The 16985-nt window shown below is 60.7% G+C and carries 18 protein-coding genes; 3 read left to right on the top strand and 15 right to left on the bottom strand.

Annotated elements, in window-relative coordinates; genetic code table 11:
- Nucleotides 1-9: 9 nt before the first annotated feature.
- The 6 genes from C4J87_RS06145 to ppc all read right to left on the bottom strand — a co-directional run bounded on the left by C4J87_RS06145 (nt 10) and on the right by ppc (nt 6506).
- On the bottom strand, nt 10-837 hold the full coding sequence (locus C4J87_RS06145; RefSeq protein WP_124366092.1) for an isocitrate lyase/phosphoenolpyruvate mutase family protein: 828 nt from the start codon (nt 835-837) through the stop codon (nt 10-12).
- Between the two features lie 26 nt (nt 838-863).
- Nucleotides 864-1724, bottom strand: a complete 861-nt coding sequence (locus tag C4J87_RS06140; protein ID WP_124366091.1) for a DUF72 domain-containing protein — start codon at nt 1722-1724, stop codon at nt 864-866.
- On the bottom strand, nt 1724-2014 hold the full coding sequence (locus C4J87_RS06135; protein ID WP_124361584.1) for a hypothetical protein: 291 nt from the start codon (nt 2012-2014) through the stop codon (nt 1724-1726). Before C4J87_RS06135 ends, C4J87_RS06140 begins: the two co-directional genes overlap by 1 nt.
- 160 nt (nt 2015-2174) lie before the next feature.
- Nucleotides 2175-2861, bottom strand: coding sequence for a tRNA (adenosine(37)-N6)-threonylcarbamoyltransferase complex dimerization subunit type 1 TsaB (gene tsaB, locus C4J87_RS06130; protein WP_124366090.1), 687 nt, complete (start codon nt 2859-2861; stop codon nt 2175-2177).
- A gap of 89 nt (nt 2862-2950) precedes the next feature.
- Nucleotides 2951-3598 (bottom strand): adenylate kinase, encoded by a 648-nt coding sequence (gene adk / locus C4J87_RS06125; RefSeq protein WP_124361582.1) that lies wholly within the window; start codon nt 3596-3598, stop codon nt 2951-2953.
- A 280-nt stretch (nt 3599-3878) separates the two neighbouring features.
- Entirely contained in the window at nt 3879-6506 is a 2628-nt protein-coding gene (gene ppc / locus C4J87_RS06120; RefSeq protein ID WP_124366089.1) for a phosphoenolpyruvate carboxylase, read from the bottom strand.
- Between the two features lie 163 nt (nt 6507-6669).
- Here ppc and C4J87_RS06115 point away from each other — a divergent pair, with 163 nt between their 5' ends.
- The 3 genes from C4J87_RS06115 to C4J87_RS06105 all read left to right on the top strand — a co-directional run bounded on the left by C4J87_RS06115 (nt 6670) and on the right by C4J87_RS06105 (nt 8554).
- Nucleotides 6670-7014 (top strand): pilin assembly protein, encoded by a 345-nt coding sequence (locus C4J87_RS06115; RefSeq protein WP_124366088.1) that lies wholly within the window; start codon nt 6670-6672, stop codon nt 7012-7014.
- Between the two features lie 272 nt (nt 7015-7286).
- Nucleotides 7287-7712, top strand: coding sequence for a DUF4398 domain-containing protein (locus C4J87_RS06110; RefSeq protein WP_124361579.1), 426 nt, complete (start codon nt 7287-7289; stop codon nt 7710-7712).
- A 56-nt stretch (nt 7713-7768) separates the two neighbouring features.
- A complete protein-coding gene (locus C4J87_RS06105) occupies nt 7769-8554 on the top strand; it encodes an OmpA family protein (RefSeq protein ID WP_104501912.1) in 786 nt (261 codons plus the stop codon).
- Between the two features lie 29 nt (nt 8555-8583).
- On the opposite strand, the gene C4J87_RS06100 is transcribed toward C4J87_RS06105, so the two are convergent.
- The 9 genes from C4J87_RS06100 to C4J87_RS06060 form a co-directional block, all read right to left on the bottom strand.
- Nucleotides 8584-8790, bottom strand: coding sequence for a hypothetical protein (locus C4J87_RS06100; RefSeq protein ID WP_124361578.1), 207 nt, complete (start codon nt 8788-8790; stop codon nt 8584-8586).
- A gap of 143 nt (nt 8791-8933) precedes the next feature.
- On the bottom strand, nt 8934-9293 hold the full coding sequence (locus C4J87_RS06095) for a hypothetical protein (RefSeq protein ID WP_177412788.1): 360 nt from the start codon (nt 9291-9293) through the stop codon (nt 8934-8936).
- Nucleotides 9294-9461: 168 nt separating this feature from the next.
- Nucleotides 9462-9788: a hypothetical protein gene (locus C4J87_RS06090; protein ID WP_124366087.1), complete on the bottom strand. Its 327-nt coding sequence runs from the start codon at nt 9786-9788 to the stop codon at nt 9462-9464.
- Nucleotides 9785-10690 (bottom strand): alpha/beta hydrolase, encoded by a 906-nt coding sequence (locus C4J87_RS06085; RefSeq protein ID WP_124366086.1) that lies wholly within the window; start codon nt 10688-10690, stop codon nt 9785-9787. Before C4J87_RS06085 ends, C4J87_RS06090 begins: the two co-directional genes overlap by 4 nt.
- A gap of 41 nt (nt 10691-10731) precedes the next feature.
- Nucleotides 10732-12009: a flavohemoglobin expression-modulating QEGLA motif protein gene (locus C4J87_RS06080; protein WP_124361575.1), complete on the bottom strand. Its 1278-nt coding sequence runs from the start codon at nt 12007-12009 to the stop codon at nt 10732-10734.
- Between the two features lie 35 nt (nt 12010-12044).
- Nucleotides 12045-12761, bottom strand: coding sequence for a TetR/AcrR family transcriptional regulator (locus tag C4J87_RS06075; RefSeq protein WP_124366085.1), 717 nt, complete (start codon nt 12759-12761; stop codon nt 12045-12047).
- Between the two features lie 106 nt (nt 12762-12867).
- Nucleotides 12868-14370, bottom strand: a complete 1503-nt coding sequence (gene lysS, locus C4J87_RS06070; RefSeq protein ID WP_124366084.1) for a lysine--tRNA ligase — start codon at nt 14368-14370, stop codon at nt 12868-12870.
- Nucleotides 14371-14466: 96 nt separating this feature from the next.
- Nucleotides 14467-15562 (bottom strand): peptide chain release factor 2 gene (prfB, locus tag C4J87_RS06065; RefSeq protein ID WP_100226016.1). Its coding sequence is split into 2 segments (ribosomal slippage): nt 14467-15489 and nt 15491-15562, totalling 1095 coding nucleotides; the frame shifts between segments, so codons are not numbered across the junction.
- Nucleotides 15563-15980: 418 nt separating this feature from the next.
- The gene (locus C4J87_RS06060; RefSeq protein ID WP_124366083.1) at nt 15981-16982 is read right to left on the bottom strand and encodes a PleD family two-component system response regulator; all 1002 of its coding nucleotides are present in this window, start codon (nt 16980-16982) and stop codon (nt 15981-15983) included.
- Nucleotides 16983-16985: the final 3 nt, after the last annotated feature.

The raw sequence follows: 16985 nt of genomic DNA, 5'->3' as shown, positions 1-16985 counted from the left end.
CCGCACCGCTTAGCCCTTGAAGAATCGATTGGCCTGGTCGAACGGCATCTTGCGCTCGGTGAAGGTAAAGGTGCCCAGCCCGTAGATTTCCTGCGCCGCCCGATAGAACTCGCCATAGGCCGCCAGGGCCAGGGCCGAGCCCACGCTGATGCGCCGCACGCCCAGTTCGTTCAACTGCGCGACGCTGAGGTTCAGGCCACCGGACATCAACACATTCACCGGTTTGGGCGCGACGGCCTTGACCACCGCCAGCACCTCTTCGGCACTGCGCAGGCCCGGCGCATACAGCACATCGGCGCCCGCTTCGGCGTAGGCTTGCAGGCGGCGAATGGTGTCGGGCAAGTCCGGGCGACCATGCAGAAAGTTTTCTGCACGAGCCGTCAGCGTGAAGGGAAACCCCAGGCTGCGGGCGGCGGCAACGGCAGCCTCGACGCGCTCGACGGCGAGGTCGAAGGGGTAGATCGGATCGACGGCAACTCCGGTGGCGTCTTCGATGGAGCCGCCGACGATACCGGTGGCGGCAGCTCGCAGGATGGTCTGGGCACAGCCTTCGGGGGTGTCGCTGAAGCCGTTTTCCAAGTCAGCGGCGACTGGCAGCGAAGTCGCCCGAACTATGGCTCCGGCATTGCCCAGAGTGTCTTCCAGCGACAGCGCGCCTTCCGCATCCGGCCGTCCCAGGCTGAACGCAAAACCCGCGCTGGTGGTGGCCAACGCTTCGAAGCCCAGGCTGGCAAGCATGATGGCGGAGCCGGCGTCCCACGGATTGGGCATGACAAAGGCACGATCGCGCGCGTGCAGGGCTTTGAAGGTTTCGGCGCGAAGGGTTTGGGCATCCATGACTGACTCCTGGCGGGAAAGAAGCCCTAGAGTAACCCCAGTTGCTCCGCGACGGGTTCTCGATGCAAGGTTGGCAGCGGCGCGAGCCCTGGCAAACGCGCTATCAACTGGTCGTGGAAACGCAAGGCCAATTGCGCGGCGAGGCGGTTGTCCGAGGTGTGCAGGAACATGTAGGGAGTGCGCCCCTCTTCGATCCAGCTGGCGATTTTTTCGACCCAGGGCTTCAGGAACGGGTCGTTGGCTTCAAGCTCGGGATGCCCGATAAAGCGCACTTGGGGAAACAGAGTCAGCGCCGCCGGGCGCGGAGGCACCCTGGGCTTTTTCGATTGGGCATGCAGGACGGCCGCCGAGGTGGAGGTGCAACTGAACAGCGCGCGCGGATCGAGGCAGACGCGTTCGACACCGCGATCGCGCAGCAGGCGGTTAAGCCTGCGCTCGGCCTCGCCTTTGGCGAAGAACTCTTCGTGGCGAACTTCAACGGCCAGCGGGCGATCGATGCCATCGAGGAATCCGGCCAGCTCACCGAGGCGCTGCGGGGTAAAAGCCTTCGACAGTTGCAGCCACAGCGGCGAAACGCGCTCGCCCAAGGGGCTCATCAAGCCGACGAAGCTTTCCGCCGCCGGCAACTGCTCGCGCAAGTCACCGGCATGGCTGATATCACCCGGGAATTTGGCGGTGAAGCGAAAGTGCTCGGGCATGATCTCGGCCCAGCGCTGCACCGTGGCGACCGAGGGGCGCGCATAAAACGTGGTGTTGCCTTCAACCGCGTTGAAGACTTGGGAATAGAGTGCCAGGTAATCATTGGAGCGCGCATCGGCGGGATACAGATATTCCCGCCAGGCGTTTTCACTCCAGGACGGGCAGCCGATGTAGTAAGGCAGACGCATCAGATGTGGATATCGAGACCCAGCACTTCCATATCCCATTCGACAAAGCCGGCGGTGGTCAGGTAGCTGGCCAGGGCAGTGGCAACGCTTTTGCTCATGGAGCGGGGGAAGACCATGTCTTGCTGACGGGCGGGAAGACCGCTGATGCGGGCTTGGGTGCTGGGCTGCGCGTCGGAGTGGACTTCAATGAAGTCTGGCGAGTCCTCGACGGAGTCGTCCACAGTAACGTTAGCCTTACGCGGCTTACGTTTGATTGGGTACGACTGTGAGGAAAAGCCATCAATACGCATAGGCGCGAACTCGCTATCAGTAATGGCATTTTAGTGGCGCGATCCGTAGCGCGCAAATGCTCTGGTGATAACTAGAACACATAATTTGAAAAAGGTTTAAAACCCTGCGCAAATTCTGACGATTGGCGCTATTTCCCGCAGATTTACCGCAATTCTGGCGTCAAATAATCCCTCGCTCTGCCTTGGTCTGTGCGACTTTATCGCGCAGGTACACCGGCGCCGCCAGATCCGCCGCAATCGCCTCGCCGCGCTCGAAAGCAAAGCGTGCAAGGGTCAGCAGGTCTTCGGCATGGGGCAGCATCGCAGCATCCTGACTCGCCAGCTGCACCCCCATACGCTCGCCATAGCCCCAGCCAGTCCCGGCACCGAACCAGTCGCCGCTGGCATCACCGGGCAGTACCGATGACTCCGGCGCTTGCACGGCTTCCACGCCAACCAGGCGCATTTCACCGGCACTCTCGCGGTAGCAGCCCCAATAGACTTCGTCCATGCGCGCATCAATCGCCGCCGCCACTTGCGTGGCGCCATGCTCACGCAGCGCACGTTGGGCCAGTACCGCGAGGTTGGACACCGGCAATACCGGACGCTCCAACGCAAACGCCAAGCCCTGCACCACGCCAATGGCAATCCGCACACCGGTAAACGCGCCGGGGCCACGGCCGAAAGCGATGGCATCCACGGCGGCCAGGCTGGTTCCGGCGTCTTCCAGCAGTTGCTTGATCATGGGCAGCAGCTTCTGCGCGTGCAGCCGCGGGATCACCTCGTAGTGGCTCGTTACCTTGCCGTCGTGCAGCAAGGCCACGGAGCAAGCTTCAGTCGCGGTGTCCAGGGCCAGCAGGGTGCTCATGGGTGTGGGTGTCCAAGTCGAAAAAAGTGCGCCAGTATAAACAACAACGGCCCGCAAGCGGGCCGTTGTGAATGCAGCCGATCAACGCATCAGCTCAGTGCTTGCAGCACCTTGGCAGTGATCGCCTCCACGGAGCCGACGCCAGGAATATGGCTGTATTTCGGCTTGCCCTGTTTAGCGGACAGCTGCTGGTAGAAGTCCACCAGCGGCTTGGTCTGGGAATGGTAGACCGACAGGCGATGACGTACGGTTTCTTCGGTGTCGTCTTTACGCTGCACCAGATCTTCACCGGTGACATCGTCCTTGCCGGCCACTTTCGGCGGGTTGTAGACGATGTGATACACGCGGCCCGAGCCTTCGTGAACGCGTCGACCGGCGATACGCTGGACGATTTCTTCGTCTTCAACCGCGATCTCGACTACGGCGTCCAACTCGACACCGGCTTTCACCAGGGCTTCAGCCTGGGGAATGGTGCGCGGGAAGCCGTCGAACAGGAAACCGTTCTTGCAGTCTTCCTGGCTGATGCGTTCCTTGACCAGGTTGATGATCAGGTCATCGGAGACGAGGCCGCCGCTGTCCATCACGCTCTTGGCGATCAGGCCCAGCTCGGTGCCGGCCTTGACGGCCGCGCGCAGCATGTCGCCGGTGGAGATTTGTGGAATGCCGAATTTTTCAGTGATGAACTTTGCCTGAGTACCTTTACCGGCCCCGGGAGCTCCCAGCAGAATGACGCGCATCGATGTGCTCCTCAATTTTTTATAGAGATGACGCTCGGATTCGCCGCGTGGGGCCAATCTCGTAAAAATGTGGTTCCAGGCCGATCAAACGGCCAAAGGCTGATCAAGATACACAGCAGGCCCTTACCACACAAGCCGCCAAAAGTAGGAGAAACCCGCGCCAGGCATGCGTCAGCCAAAGGGTTTGCCTGGGCGCAACCTACCCCCTCAAATAACGACCGCCCGTTTCAGGGCGGTCGTCGCGGTTGATTCGCAAGCTATTGAGAACAGGCGAAAAACCTCAACCGGTGTTGCGCAAACCGGCGGCAATACCGGCGACGGACACCAGCAGCGCCTGTTCCAGAGGGCTGTCCTGCGCCGCTTCGCGTTGGCGCGAGCGAGCAAGCAATTCGGCCTGCAGCAGGTGCAAGGGGTCGAGGTAGGTGTTGCGCAGGCGGATGAACTCCAGGGTGTCCGGACTGTGGGCCAACAGCTGCGACTGACCAGTCAGGCCAAGCACCACGTCACACGCCTGCGACAATAGGTCGCGTAAGTGCGCGCCCAATGGCAGCAAGTCGGGCTGCACCAGGCGCTCATCATAGAGGCGGGCGATATCGGCGTCGGCCTTGGCCAGCACCATTTCCAGCATATCAATGCGCGTGCGGAAGAACGGCCACTGCTCGCGCATCTGCCCCAGCAACTCACCCTCGCCGCGCTCCAGGGCTTTGCTCAATGCCGCTTCCCAGCCGAGCCAGGCGGGCAGCATCAGGCGGGTCTGGGTCCAGCCGAAGATCCACGGAATCGCGCGCAGGCTTTCAATACCGCCGGCGCGCCGCTTCGCGGGTCGACTGCCAAGCGGCAAACGCCCCAACTCCTGCTCCGGCGTGGACTGGCGGAAATACTCGACGAATTGCGGATTTTCCCGCACCACCGCGCGGTAGGCGCTGACGCCGTCGGCCGCCAATTCGTCCATCAGATGACGCCAGGCCGGCTCCGGTGGCGGCGGTGGCAACAGCGTGGCTTCGAGTACCGCCGCCAAATAGAGGTTGAGGTTCTGTTCGGCGATATCCGGCAGGCCAAACTTGAAGCGGATCATCTCGCCCTGTTCGGTGGTGCGGAACCGCCCCGCCACCGAGCCCGGCGGCTGCGACAGGATCGCCGCATGCGCCGGGCCACCGCCACGGCCGACGGTGCCACCGCGACCGTGGAACAACAGCAATTCCACCTGTTGCTCACGGCAGATATCCACCAGCCGTTCCTGTGCCCGGTACTGCGCCCAGGCGGCGGCGGTGGTGCCGGCGTCCTTGGCCGAGTCCGAATAGCCGATCATCACTTCCTGCGGGCCGTGCAGCCGCGCGCGATAGCCCGGCAGTTGCAACAGCCGCTCCATTACCGGCCCGGCGTTATCCAGGTCGGCCAGGGTCTCGAACAGCGGCACGACGCGCATTGGCCGCTGTACGCCCGACTCTTTGAGCAGCAACTGCACCGCCAGCACGTCCGATGCGGCGCCGGCCATGGAAATCACATAGGAGCCCAGCGATGCGGCCGGTGCAGCGGCGATTTCGCGGCAGGTGTTCAACACCTCAGCGGTGTCCGCCGACGGTTTGAAATAGCCCGGCAGCAGCGGTCGACGATTGGTCAGTTCTTTGCTCAGGAAGTTGATGCGCGTGTCTTCGTCCCAGTCTTCATACCGACCCAGGCCGAGGTAATCGGTGATCTCGGTCATGGCCGACGAGTGACGCGTGGAATCCTGGCGCACATCCAGGCGGACCAGGAACAGGCCAAAAGTGACAGCGCGGCGCAGGCAGTCGAGCAACGGACCATCGGCAATCACGCCCATGCCGCACTCATGCAGCGACTGATAGCACAGCTCCAGCGGGCCGAGCAGGTCGCGATTGTCCTGCAACACCTGCGCCGGTGCCGGTGCTGGGCCACTCAACGCGGCATGGGCCCACTGGCGCGTGGCGCGCAGGCGTTCGCGCAGTTGCTTGAGCAAGGCGCGGTAAGGCTCGACGCTGTCCCCCACCTGGGCCTGCAATGCCGGGCTGGCCTGTTGCATGGACAGCTCGGAAGCGAGCTGATCGATATCGCGCAGATACAAATCCGCCGCCATCCAGCGCGCCAGCAACAGCACTTCGCGAGTGACCGGCGCCGTGACATTCGGGTTGCCGTCCCGATCGCCGCCCATCCACGAGGCAAATCGAATTGGCGCGGCCTCAAGCGGCAGACGCAAACCGGTGGCGGCGTGCAAGGCCTGGTCGGCCTTGCGCAAATAATTGGGAATGGCCTGCCACAACGAATGCTCGATGACCGCAAAGCCCCATTTGGCTTCATCCACCGGCGTGGGCCGGACGCGGCGGATTTCTTCGGTGTGCCACGCCTCGGCGATCAGGCGTTGCAAGCGTTCACGGATCTGCTCGCGTTCGGCGCTGGTGAGGTCACGGTGGTCCTGCAGCGCCAGTTGCGCGGCAATCGCGTCATATTTCTGGATCAGCGTGCGGCGCGCGACTTCGGTGGGGTGGGCGGTGAGGACCAACTCGATCTCCAGCCGCGCCAATTGGCGGGCCAGGGATTCGTCACTGTGGCCTTCGCGTTGCAGGCGGGCCAGCAACTCCGGCAGCACACGGGACTCGAAGGGCGCCGGCTGCGATTCATCGCGCCGATGAATCAACTGGTACTGCTCGGCAATGTTGGCCAGGTTGAGGAACTGGTTAAAGGCCCGCGCTACAGGCAGCAGTTCATCTTCCTGCAGCTGATTCAGGCTCGCGCTGAGCTCAGCGCCCGCGCCGCGCCGGTCAGCCTTGGCGCCTTTACGGATCTGCTCGATCTTGTCGAGAAAAGCATCGCCGTATTGCTCTCGAATGGTGTTGCCCAACAGTTCACCCAGCAGGTGAACATCCTCACGCAAGCGTGCATCGATATCACTCATCAGCCAATCTCCAGCCAGAAATCCGGGACGCGCAGGTGTTCCAGAGTGCCGTCGGCGGCGCTTTCTGACAAGACACTTTAAACCTTGCGGCTTGCAGCTAGTCTCAAGGTTAAGTCGCCGGGTTATCCACACCGGTGGCTGGTCACTCATTATTGAGGTTGCCATGAAAATTCGAGACCTGCCCCAGCATTGGGAAGAAACCGCCAAGGGTCGACTGACCCAAACCCAATACGCGATTCATCTGGACGTAGAAGCCGCCGCGCGGCTGGCTGCCCTTGCCGAAATGTACCCCAAGCGCCACACCGAAGAGCTGCTTGGCGAACTGATCGGCGCCGCCCTCGAAGAGCTGGAAGCCAGCTTTCCCTACGTCAAGGGCCAGCAGGTGATTGCCACCGATGAAGAAGGCGATCCGCTGTATGAAGACGTCGGGCCCACACCGCGCTTTCTGACGTTGTCGCGCCGCTATCTGCATGATTTGTCAGCGAGTGCTGACGAACCGCAGCACTGATCTTCTCTTATTCAAACCGATTCAACCCCTGTATTCCGGGCCTTTCAGCGGCCCGGCGTACCACTGCGCGGGTTGAAAGTTCCAATTTTCTGATGCTGACCATTCAGTCAGATATTTTTTTAGGCAAATCGCCATCTCCGCTGAACTTTTGAAAAAAGCATCCGGTCACAGCCAGTAAGCCATCACTTGGAACGCTCGTTTGAACTGGCGTCATGTGCTTAACCGCCGGGCCCGCAAACGAACGCCAGGATGGATTTTTCAGGAGTTATCCAATGGAGTTGAAGACGATGAAGACCAGCACTGCCAAATCCTCGTTTAACCACCTGCGCGGGCTCAAATTGGCCGCGCTGGCAATCGGCACCAGCTTCGTTCTGGCTGGCTGTGCCGGTAACCCGCCGACCGAGCAATACGCAGTGACCCAATCTGCGGTCAACAGCGCGGTCAGCGCCGGCGGTACCGAGTTTGCAGCCGTGGAAATGAAGTCGGCCCAGGACAAGCTCAAAGAAGCCGAAATCGCCATGCACGACAAGAACTACGACAAGGCTCGTCAGTTGGCTGAACAAGCCGAGTGGGACGCTCGTGTCGCTGAGCGTAAAGCCCAGGCTGCCAAGGCTGAGCAAGCGGTGAAGGATTCCCAGAAAGCAGTTGACGAGTTGCGTAAGGAAGGCATGCGCCCGGCTGCTATCCAGCAGAAGTAAACCGCTGCCCCTTGACTGCATCGCACCTGATATCGAATTGAAAGGACGACACGACTATGCGTAAACAATTGATGATCCCTGCCCTGTTGGCGATGAGCGTTGCCTTGGCAGCCTGCTCCACCCCGCCGAACGCAAATCTGGAAAACGCACGGACCAATTTCACGGCCCTGCAAACCAACCCGCAGGCTACCAAGCTCGCAGCGCTGGAAACCAAAGACGCCAGCGAGTGGCTGGACAAGGCAGACAAGGCCTACCGCGACAAGGAAGACGAGAAGAAAGTCGACCAGTTGGCTTACCTGACCAACCAGCGTGTAGAAGTGGCCAAAGACACCATTTCTCTGCGTGAGTCCGAAGCCAAGCTGAAAAACGCTGGCGACGAACGTGCCCGCGCCCTGCTGGACGCCCGTGACGCGCAGATCAAGCAACTGCAAGACAGCTTGAACGCCAAGCAAACCGATCGCGGCACCCTGGTGACCTTTGGTGACGTACTGTTCGCCACCAACAAGTCCGACCTTAAGTCCAGCGGCCTGGTGAATATCACCAAGCTGGCTCAGTTCCTGCGCGACAACCCGGACCGTAAAGTGATTGTCGAAGGCTACACCGACAGCACCGGTTCCGACTCGTACAACCAGAGCCTGTCCGAGCGCCGTGCGGCTTCCGTGCAACGTGCACTGGCACAGCAAGGCGTGGATATTTCGCGCATCGTGACCCAGGGCTATGGCAAGGAATACCCGGTTGCCGACAACGGCAGCGTATCGGGCCGTGCAATGAACCGCCGCGTTGAAGTGACCATCTCCAACGACAACCAACCGGTCAAGCCACGTTCTTCCGTCGCTAACTGATTGGTTTAAGCGGCATGAAAAAACCCACCTTACGGTGGGTTTTTTTTGGGTTCGTCAAACTGGATGGTGCGGTGAGTATCGTCGGCAGGCATTTCGATTTTGGGGCCATAAGCATTTTGCGACAGCTTATCCATCAGTTGCTTGAGTTCATCGTCCTCAGCGTCTCTGCGCTCCAGCTTCTGATGCTCCCTGGCCATGTCCAACATGTTGCGTATTGCAGCAATGGTTATCGCCACATTCTAGGCCCCGCTTTGTGTAGTTTCATCGCTGTCTGTGGCATCTGACGCGATACGGTTCCAGATATCGCGTCAACAACAAAACCGGTCGCTTGATGCAACCTGAAAAACCGCCAATGAAGGCGGTTTTCCAGAGGCACCCATCAGTAGTCGACGGAGCCTGTACCTTGGGATGGCGGAGACTGGATCTGGCCCTGACCGTCGCTTTGTCCCCCGCTTTGGCCATCTTGTGCGCCTTGACCACCCTGCGCCCCGCCAGCTTTCTGGGCGAGCAGTTTCTTCAGCAGTTCCTCCAATGCCTTGAGAGGATCTTCGCCACCCGCACCGCTATTTCCCTGGTTTTCCTGAGAGCCTTTGGATTTAAGCTCCTGAATCTGATTCTTTACATCTTGAATCTGTTGGTCGAGCCCCTGCTGCGAGCCCCCCTGGCGATTGCCGGTATTACCGACACCGCCCAGGCCACCCATGTTTGCACCACCCGATACGCCGTTGATTCCCGCCATAAACGCTCACTCCAACCAATGAATAAAATGGACTGATCAGCAGCGCCAATCAGTCCATATCTGTGGTGGGAGCGTCAGGATGGTTCCGCTCAGCCGGGCGGACTGACAGGTGACAAATCCATAATCTGTAGAGATAACGGCACTTTCCCACGGCGGGGAAGCCGGCTGTCACTGCTGCAGTTGTGGGGTTTCCTGCCCCATGCAACGCACTGCCTGTTTCTTGTTATTCACCAGCACGCCACTCAGGCCTTTCTGGTCGGTGTCGAACATCACCAATACGCCATCAATGCACTGTGCCACTTGAGCGGCAGGGGTCAACGAGATTTTGTAGTCCTCACCCGGCACGGTCTTGAGCATCGTGAAATCGCTGAGCAACAGCGCATCCTCCGGCTTGGCGAAGTGCAGGTAGCCGTAGTACCACAGGCAACCGACAGTACCGATGATGGTGCCGATGCCAGTGAGAATCAGCGGGATCATGTTGCGCTCTTCACTCATTGCGGGCTCTCTGATGGGTCAGCTTCAGGTAGGGGATAATTCGGGATTTCGCCGAGACGCCGCAGGCCGTTGAAGTGCAGCGGGTCATCCAGGTAACGCAGCATCACGGTTTGCCAGGTCTTGTCGGCAAATGTCTGCACATGCCCACCTCGCGTCAGTTGCAACACCCTGGGCGCCGGTGCCGCCTGGTACAGGCGGATACCGTTGGCCAAGGGCACGATCGGATCATCCAGGCTGTGAAACAGCAGCTTGGGCACGCCAGTCAGTCGGGGCATCGCGTTGATCGCGCTGTCGGCGTCGGGCACCAGCCAGGACAGAGGGACCTGCAACGGCCATGTTAACCAGGACGTGCTCAGGGCAAATTGTCCCACGTCACGATAACTGGCGGGCACACCGTCCAATACCAAGGCCTTGAGCCGGGACTGGCGCTCGGGGTGGGCCGCCAGATAATGCACGGCCAACGCACCGCCCAGGCTCTGGCCAAGGACGATCAGCGGCTGGCCGCGGGCTTCGGGCGCCTGATCGAGCCAACTGAAAGCGGCGTCCACATCCTGATAAATCGCCGGCAATGACGGCTTGCCTTCGGAGAGCCCATAGCCGCGATAGTCGAGCAGCAGCACTTGGTAGCCCTGTTCCGGCAACCACCAACTCCCGCCCAGGTGCCAGGCCAGGTTGCCGCCATTGCCGTGCAGGTGCAGCACTGTGCCTCTGAGTGGCACGCCGGGCTTGGCGGGTAGCCACCAGGCGTGCAGTTTTACGCCGTCGGCGGTGGTGAGGGTGACGTCGCGGTACGCAAGGTGGGCTTTTTGCGGCGTGAACGGCAGGCCGGGCTCCGGGTAGAACAGCAGGGAGCTGCAGCCGTTCAAGGTGAGTAGCAGGCAAAGAATGCCGAGGATTCTCATCCGTTGAAGCCTCGTGGGTGAGTTGAAAATAGCCAGCATCCTTACAGGATATTGGAGTAGTCCGCCTCGATGCGGTCCAGGCTCAAATGGTTGAGGAAGTTGGAGAAGCACATCCACGCCGCCAGTGCGTTCATGTCGCGGAACTGTTCGGGCAGGTATTTGGGCGGCACTACCAGGCCTTCATCGACCAGTTGGCGCAAAGTGCGCATATCTTCAAGGGTGGTCTTACCGCAGAACAACAACGGCACTTGCTCCAACTTGCCCTTGCGCACGGCCAGCTGGATGTAGTTGTAAACCATGATAAAGCCCTTGAGGTAGGACAGATCCTTGGTAAACGGCAAGCCAGTGGGCACCGAGCCACGGAACACGCGACTGGCGTTGCCGTAGCTTTCAGCCATTTCAAAGCCTTGCTCGCGGAAGAATTCGAACACCTGCAGGAAGTCGGCGCCCTCCTCCACCATATGAATGGCGCGGGTGCGGTTGGTCAGTTTGCGCAGCCGGCTGGGGTAGGAGGCGAACGTGATGATCTCCATCAGGATCGCCAGGCCTTCCTGGGTCACGGTGGATGAGGGTGGGCCCTTGGACAGGAACGTGCAGATCGGCTGGTTCTGGCCATTGAGAGTGGTGCCCACATGCACCAGGCCTTCGTGCACTTCCAGGGCGCGCACGTCACGGTCGTTGAACATCGCGTCGGCGCGGATCTTGATGTAGTCGGCGCCCGCCGCCGCGTCGGCGACGATGCCATCGGATTCGAACACGCGGATGGTTTCTTCGGCCTCGCCGAACACTTTGTTCAAGCGCGTTTGCAGCAAGGCGACGGCGTCCTTGGCGGTCAAGGTCTTGGCTTCGTCCTTGAGGTCGCCACGGCCGTCGATATTGTTCAGGTAGTCCGAGAGCATCAGGCCCAGGTCGGCCAGGGTCGGGTCACCGGCGTGGAAGGCGTCGGACGCGGCGCCGTAGAGTTCCTGGGAAATCAGGCCGAAATCCTCGGTGCCACGGGCTTCGAGCATACGCACGACCATGCGGTACTCCCGGCACATACGGCGCATGATCTGCCCTACGGGGCTGAACTGGCCGAGGCGGCGGGTGATGTCGCGCTCGATGTTCTGGAATTCCAGCTTGACCGCACTGGAGTCAAACGACAACGGACGGTTCAGGTAGTAATCGCGATCCACGGCGGGCATGGCCTTGCCCTTGGCCTTGAGAAAGCCCTGGCGAATATTCTCGTCCCACTTCACGGCGTCGAGGACGCGGATCGGCGTTTGCGCCAGCACAATGCGATCGGACAAGGTGCGTATCGTCTGCTGGTAATCGTCCACCCGGTGCTTCCTCTTTAAACGTGGCCTTGCTGGTATCAGACCGAAGCCAATACCAGGTGCATGTAACGCTTGAGTATCTCCAGCATCTCGTCACCGGTCAGAGGCTCTGCGCCGCCCAACAGGCCCTGATATTCCATCCGACTGATAATCGCCGTCAACACCTTGGCATCCTGTTGCGGCTCGCGGGAGCCCAATACCTGGAAAAACTGCCCGGTACCTTGCAACAGAATCTGTTGGTGGGAGCGTACCAGTTCGGCCAGGCGCGGATTCAACAAGGCTTCCTGGCGGAAGGCCTGCTCGGCCATCAGGTATTCACGGCGGTTGGCCAGTTGGCGCTGCACGTAGTCGGCGGTCAGCCGCGCAATGTCATCGGCCAGCTGCGAGCGCGATGCCGGGCTGCCATCGCCATACGCGACCATCTCGCGCAGCAGGCCTTCGTTGCGCACCCACAGTTTGCCCATGAAGGCAGCGCTGCGCTCGACGTATTGGGCAAAGGTGTCGGTGAGCAGGTCATCGATGTCTTTGAAATAGTACGTGGTCGCCGACAACGGTACGCCGGCCTCCGCCGCCACCGCCCGGTGGCGCACGGCACGGACCCCCTCGCGGACCACGATGCGCATGGCCGCATCGAGAATGTCTTGCCGACGTTGTTCACTGCCCCGGCGGCTGGCCTTGCGGCCTTGGTACTGGACGCTTTCAGCCACGGCAGCGGCAATGCCGGCGGCGCCTTCTTGAGCCATTACGCGGTTCACCACACACATCCTTGAATAGAACAAAACCTGGCGCTGTTTGCTTGACGCGAGTACACGCCACATAAAAAAGCCGCCTTATAAAAGGCGGCTTCGGATTTCGCTACGGTTACGCTTGTGGCCGCATGTGCGGGAACAAGATCACATCGCGGATCGACGGCGAGTTGGTCAACAGCATCACCAGGCGGTCGATGCCGATACCTTCACCGGCGGTTGGCGGCATGCCGTATTCCAGCGCACGTACGAAGTCGGCGTCGTAGTGCATGGCTTCGTCGTCGCCGGCGTCCTTGTCGGCCACCTGGGCCATGAAGCGCTCGGCCTGGTCTTGCGCGTCGTTCAGCTCGGAATAGGCGTTGGCGATTTCGCGGCCACCGATGAACAGCTCGAAACGGTCGGTGACGTTCGGGTTGTCATCGTTGCGACGGGCCAGCGGCGACACTTCGAACGGGTACTGGGTAATGAAGTGCGGCTGTTCCAGCTTGTGCTCCACCAGCTCTTCGAAAATCATCACCTGCAGTTTGCCCAGGCCTTCGAAGCCCAGCACCTTGGCGCCGGCTTTCTTGGCGATGGCACGGGCCTTGTCGATGTCGTTCAGATCATCGGCGGTCAGCTCAGGGTTGTACTTGAGGATCGAGTCGAACACCGACAGGCGCACGAACGGCTCGCCGAAGTGGAAGACCTTGTCGCCGTACGGCACGTCGGCACTGCCCAGCACCAGCTGCGCCAGCTCGCGGAACAGTTCTTCGGTGAGGTCCATGTTGTCTTCGTAGTCGGCGTAGGCCTGGTAGAACTCCAACATGGTGAATTCAGGGTTGTGCCGGGTCGAGACGCCTTCGTTACGGAAGTTGCGGTTGATTTCGAAGACTTTCTCGAAACCGCCGACCACCAGGCGCTTGAGGTACAGCTCCGGCGCGATGCGCAGGAACATTGGCAGGTCCAGCGCATTGTGGTGGGTTTCGAACGGCTTGGCTGCGGCACCACCGGGGATGGTCTGCAGCATCGGCGTTTCCACTTCGAGGAAGTCACGCTGCATCAGGAAGCTGCGGATGTGGGCGATGACTTGCGAACGCACGCGGAAGGTCTGGCGCACGTCTTCGTTGACGATCAGGTCAACGTAGCGCTGGCGGTAGCGCTGCTCGGTGTCGGTCAGGCCGTGGTGCTTGTCCGGCAGCGGGCGCAGCGATTTGGTCAGCAGGCGTACGCTGGTCATTTCGACATACAGGTCGCCCTTGCCGGAACGGGCCAGGGTGCCTTCGGCGGCGATGATGTCGCCCATGTCCCAGGTTTTCACCGAGGCCAGGGTTTCTTCGGAAAGGGTCTTGCGGTTGACGTAGACCTGGATACGCCCGGTCATGTCCTGAATCACCATGAACGAGCCACGGTTGAGCATGATGCGACCCGCCACCTTGACCGGGATCGCCGCTTCTGCCAGCTCTTCCTTGGTCTTGTCCGCGTACTGCTTCTGCAAGGCATCGCAGTAGTTTTCGCGGCGGAAGTCGTTGGGGAAGGCGTTACCCTTGGCGCGCTCGGCAGCAAGCTTTTCCTTGCGCAGGGCGATCAGGGAGTTTTCTTCCTGTTGCAGGGCTTGCGGGTCGAGTTGTTGGTCGCTCATGTCTTTTGAAATTCCATCACAGATACGTTTTCCCCAGCCTTCGGCTGGGGATCGCGAGGCAAGGACTAGGCGTCCCCCCCACTCCTACAGGGTTCTTTAGAGGCCCGATTTCAGGCTGGCTTCCAGGTATTCGTCGATATCGCCGTCGAGCACCTTGTCGCAGTCGCTGCGTTCGATGTTAGTGCGCAAATCCTTGATCCGCGACGCATCGAGCACATAGGAGCGGATCTGGTGACCCCAACCGATGTCCGACTTGGTGTCTTCCAGTGCTTGAGAAGCGGCGTTGCGCTTCTGCATTTCCTGCTCGTACAACTTGGCCCGCAACATTTTCATGGCGGTGTCCTTGTTCGCGTGCTGGGAACGCTCGTTCTGGCAACTGACCACGGTGTTGGTCGGTACGTGGGTGATACGGACGGCCGAGTCGGTGGTGTTTACGTGCTGGCCACCGGCACCGGAGGAGCGGTAGGTATCGATACGCAGGTCGGCCGGGTTGATCTCGATTTCCACCTTGTCATCGATCTCTGGCGAGACGAAAACAGCGGAGAACGAGGTATGGCGACGGTTGCCGGAGTCGAACGGGCTCTTGCGCACCAGGCGGTGTACGCCGATCTCGGTACGCAGCCAGCCAAAGGCGTATTCACCCTTGATGTGCACGGTGGCGCCCTTGATGCCCGCCACTTCACCGGCCGACAGTTCCATGATGGTCGCGTCGAAACCGCGCTTGTCGGCCCAGCGCAGGTACATGCGCAGCAGGATGTTGGCCCAGTCCTGGGCCTCGGTGCCGCCGGAACCGGCCTGGATGTCCAGGTAGGCGTTGTTCGGGTCCATTTCGTGGCTGAACATGCGGCGGAATTCAAGCTTGGCGAGGTTTTCCTCGAGACGGGCCAGCTCGGCGACGACATCGCCCACTGCGCCTTCGTCATCTTCTTCGACGGCCATGTCCAGCAGGTCGCGGCAGTCGGCCAGGCCGGTGTTCAGTTCGTCGAGCGTGTCGACGATCTGCGCCAGCGCAGCGCGCTCGCGGCCCAGTTCCTGGGCATATTCAGGTTTGTTCCAGACACTCGGATCTTCAAGCTCGCGATTGACTTCGGTCAGACGCTCATGCTTTTGATCGTAGTCAAAGATACCCCCGAATAGTTTCGGAGCGCTCGGACAGGTCCTTGATGGTGTTCAGGATCGGGTTGATTTCCATGGCGGGCAGCACTCGTTGGCGAACTTTTGAAAGCCGGCGAGTATAACGGCAAACGCCTGGAAACGGCAGCCCGCCTGGCCGAAAAGGCGCGGATTGGTACACAATTCCCAAGGCCAATGAAGATCTGAATGTGGGAGGGGGCTTGCCCCCGATGGCAGTCTGTCAGTCAGTTTATCCTTAGCTGACACACCGCTATCGGGGGCAAGCCCCAATGCCAGTCAGTTAAGGGCGAACACTGTACCTGTGGCGAGGGAGCTTGCTCCCGCTGGGCCGCGAAGCGGCCCCAGAAATGGGACTGCTGCGCAGTCCAGCGGGAGCAAGCTCCCTCGCCACAGGTTACTTTTTACCCTTTCTACTTCTTAACTGACTGGCATTGGGGCAAACCCCCTCCCACATTTGGCTTTGAGCCGGCCTTGAGTTACTCGATGCCGACCTGATTGCGCCCATTGTGCTTTGCCATATACAACCCCTTGTCCGCCGCCATGATCAACTGGCGGCAATCGGTGCCCTGAACGGGTGTCAACGTCGACAGGCCAATGCTGATGGTCAGGCTCGCGCCCTCAGCCGGTGCGATATGCGGAATGTTCAGCGCGGCCACTGCCATGCGCAGTTTTTCCGCGACCAGCCGCGCACCGCCCGGCGAGGTATTGGGCAGCACTAACGCAAATTCTTCACCGCCGTAGCGCGCCGGCAGGTCCGAGGGGCGGCTGCTGGCTTCGCGGATGGTGGCGGCGACTTTGCGCAGGGCTTCGTCGCCTTCGACGTGACCGAAGCTATCGTTGAAGGTCTTGAAGAAGTCCACGTCGATCATCAACAAGGAGAGCTGGGTCTGGTCGCGCATGGCACGGCGCCATTCCAGTTCCAGGTATTCGTCGAAGTGACGGCGATTGGACAGCCCGGTCAGGCCATCGGAATTCATCAGCCGTTGCAGCACCAGGTTGGTGTCCAGCAACTGTTGCTGGCTGACCCGCAGCGCGCGGTAAGCCGCGTCCCGCTGCAACAGGGTCATGTAGGAGCGCGAGTGATAACGGATGCGCGCCACCAATTCGATATTGTCCGGCAGCTTGACCAGGTAATCGTTGGCCCCGGCCGCAAAGGCTGCGCTCTTGATCAGCGGGTCCTCTTTGGTGGAGAGCACGATGATCGGGATATTCGCCGTGGCCGGGTGATTGCGATATTCGCGCACCAGGGTCAGGCCGTCGAGGCCGGGCATGACCAAGTCTTGCAGAATCACCGTCGGCTTGATGCGAATCGCCTGGGAGATCGCCTGGTGCGGGTCGGCGCAAAAGTGGAAGTCGATGTTTTCTTCATGGGCCAGGCCGCGCCGCACGGCTTCGCCGATCATGGCCTGGTCGTCGACCAGCAGCACCATGGCGGCGTTTTCGTCGGTCTTGAAGCCGTCGAGTTGTAAATCAATCATGTG

The sequence above is a fragment of the Pseudomonas sp. R1-43-08 genome, assembly GCF_003852255.1.
Taxonomy (GTDB): Bacteria; Pseudomonadota; Gammaproteobacteria; order Pseudomonadales; family Pseudomonadaceae; genus Aquipseudomonas.
Note: the sequence above shows the minus strand (reverse complement) of the source record. Positions and strands in the feature narration are given on the sequence as shown.

Bases quoted from the DNA above. Each gene is read 5' to 3' on its own strand.
- C4J87_RS06145 (WP_124366092.1), bottom strand. From the start codon at position 837: ATGGATGCCCAAACCCTTCGCGCCGAAACCTTCAAAGCCCTGCACGCG.
- C4J87_RS06140 (WP_124366091.1), bottom strand. From the start codon at position 1,724: ATGCGTCTGCCTTACTACATCGGCTGCCCGTCCTGGAGTGAAAACGCC.
- C4J87_RS06135 (WP_124361584.1), bottom strand. From the start codon at position 2,014: ATGCGTATTGATGGCTTTTCCTCACAGTCGTACCCAATCAAACGTAAG.
- tsaB (WP_124366090.1), bottom strand. From the start codon at position 2,861: ATGAGCACCCTGCTGGCCCTGGACACCGCGACTGAAGCTTGCTCCGTG.
- adk (WP_124361582.1), bottom strand. From the start codon at position 3,598: ATGCGCGTCATTCTGCTGGGAGCTCCCGGGGCCGGTAAAGGTACTCAG.
- ppc (WP_124366089.1), bottom strand. From the start codon at position 6,506: ATGAGTGATATCGATGCACGCTTGCGTGAGGATGTTCACCTGCTGGGT.
- C4J87_RS06115 (WP_124366088.1), top strand. From the start codon at position 6,670: ATGAAAATTCGAGACCTGCCCCAGCATTGGGAAGAAACCGCCAAGGGT.
- C4J87_RS06110 (WP_124361579.1), top strand. From the start codon at position 7,287: ATGGAGTTGAAGACGATGAAGACCAGCACTGCCAAATCCTCGTTTAAC.
- C4J87_RS06105 (WP_104501912.1), top strand. From the start codon at position 7,769: ATGCGTAAACAATTGATGATCCCTGCCCTGTTGGCGATGAGCGTTGCC.
- C4J87_RS06095 (WP_177412788.1), bottom strand. From the start codon at position 9,293: ATGGCGGGAATCAACGGCGTATCGGGTGGTGCAAACATGGGTGGCCTG.
- C4J87_RS06090 (WP_124366087.1), bottom strand. From the start codon at position 9,788: ATGAGTGAAGAGCGCAACATGATCCCGCTGATTCTCACTGGCATCGGC.
- C4J87_RS06085 (WP_124366086.1), bottom strand. From the start codon at position 10,690: ATGAGAATCCTCGGCATTCTTTGCCTGCTACTCACCTTGAACGGCTGC.
- lysS (WP_124366084.1), bottom strand. From the start codon at position 14,370: ATGAGCGACCAACAACTCGACCCGCAAGCCCTGCAACAGGAAGAAAAC.
- C4J87_RS06060 (WP_124366083.1), bottom strand. From the start codon at position 16,982: ATGATTGATTTACAACTCGACGGCTTCAAGACCGACGAAAACGCCGCC.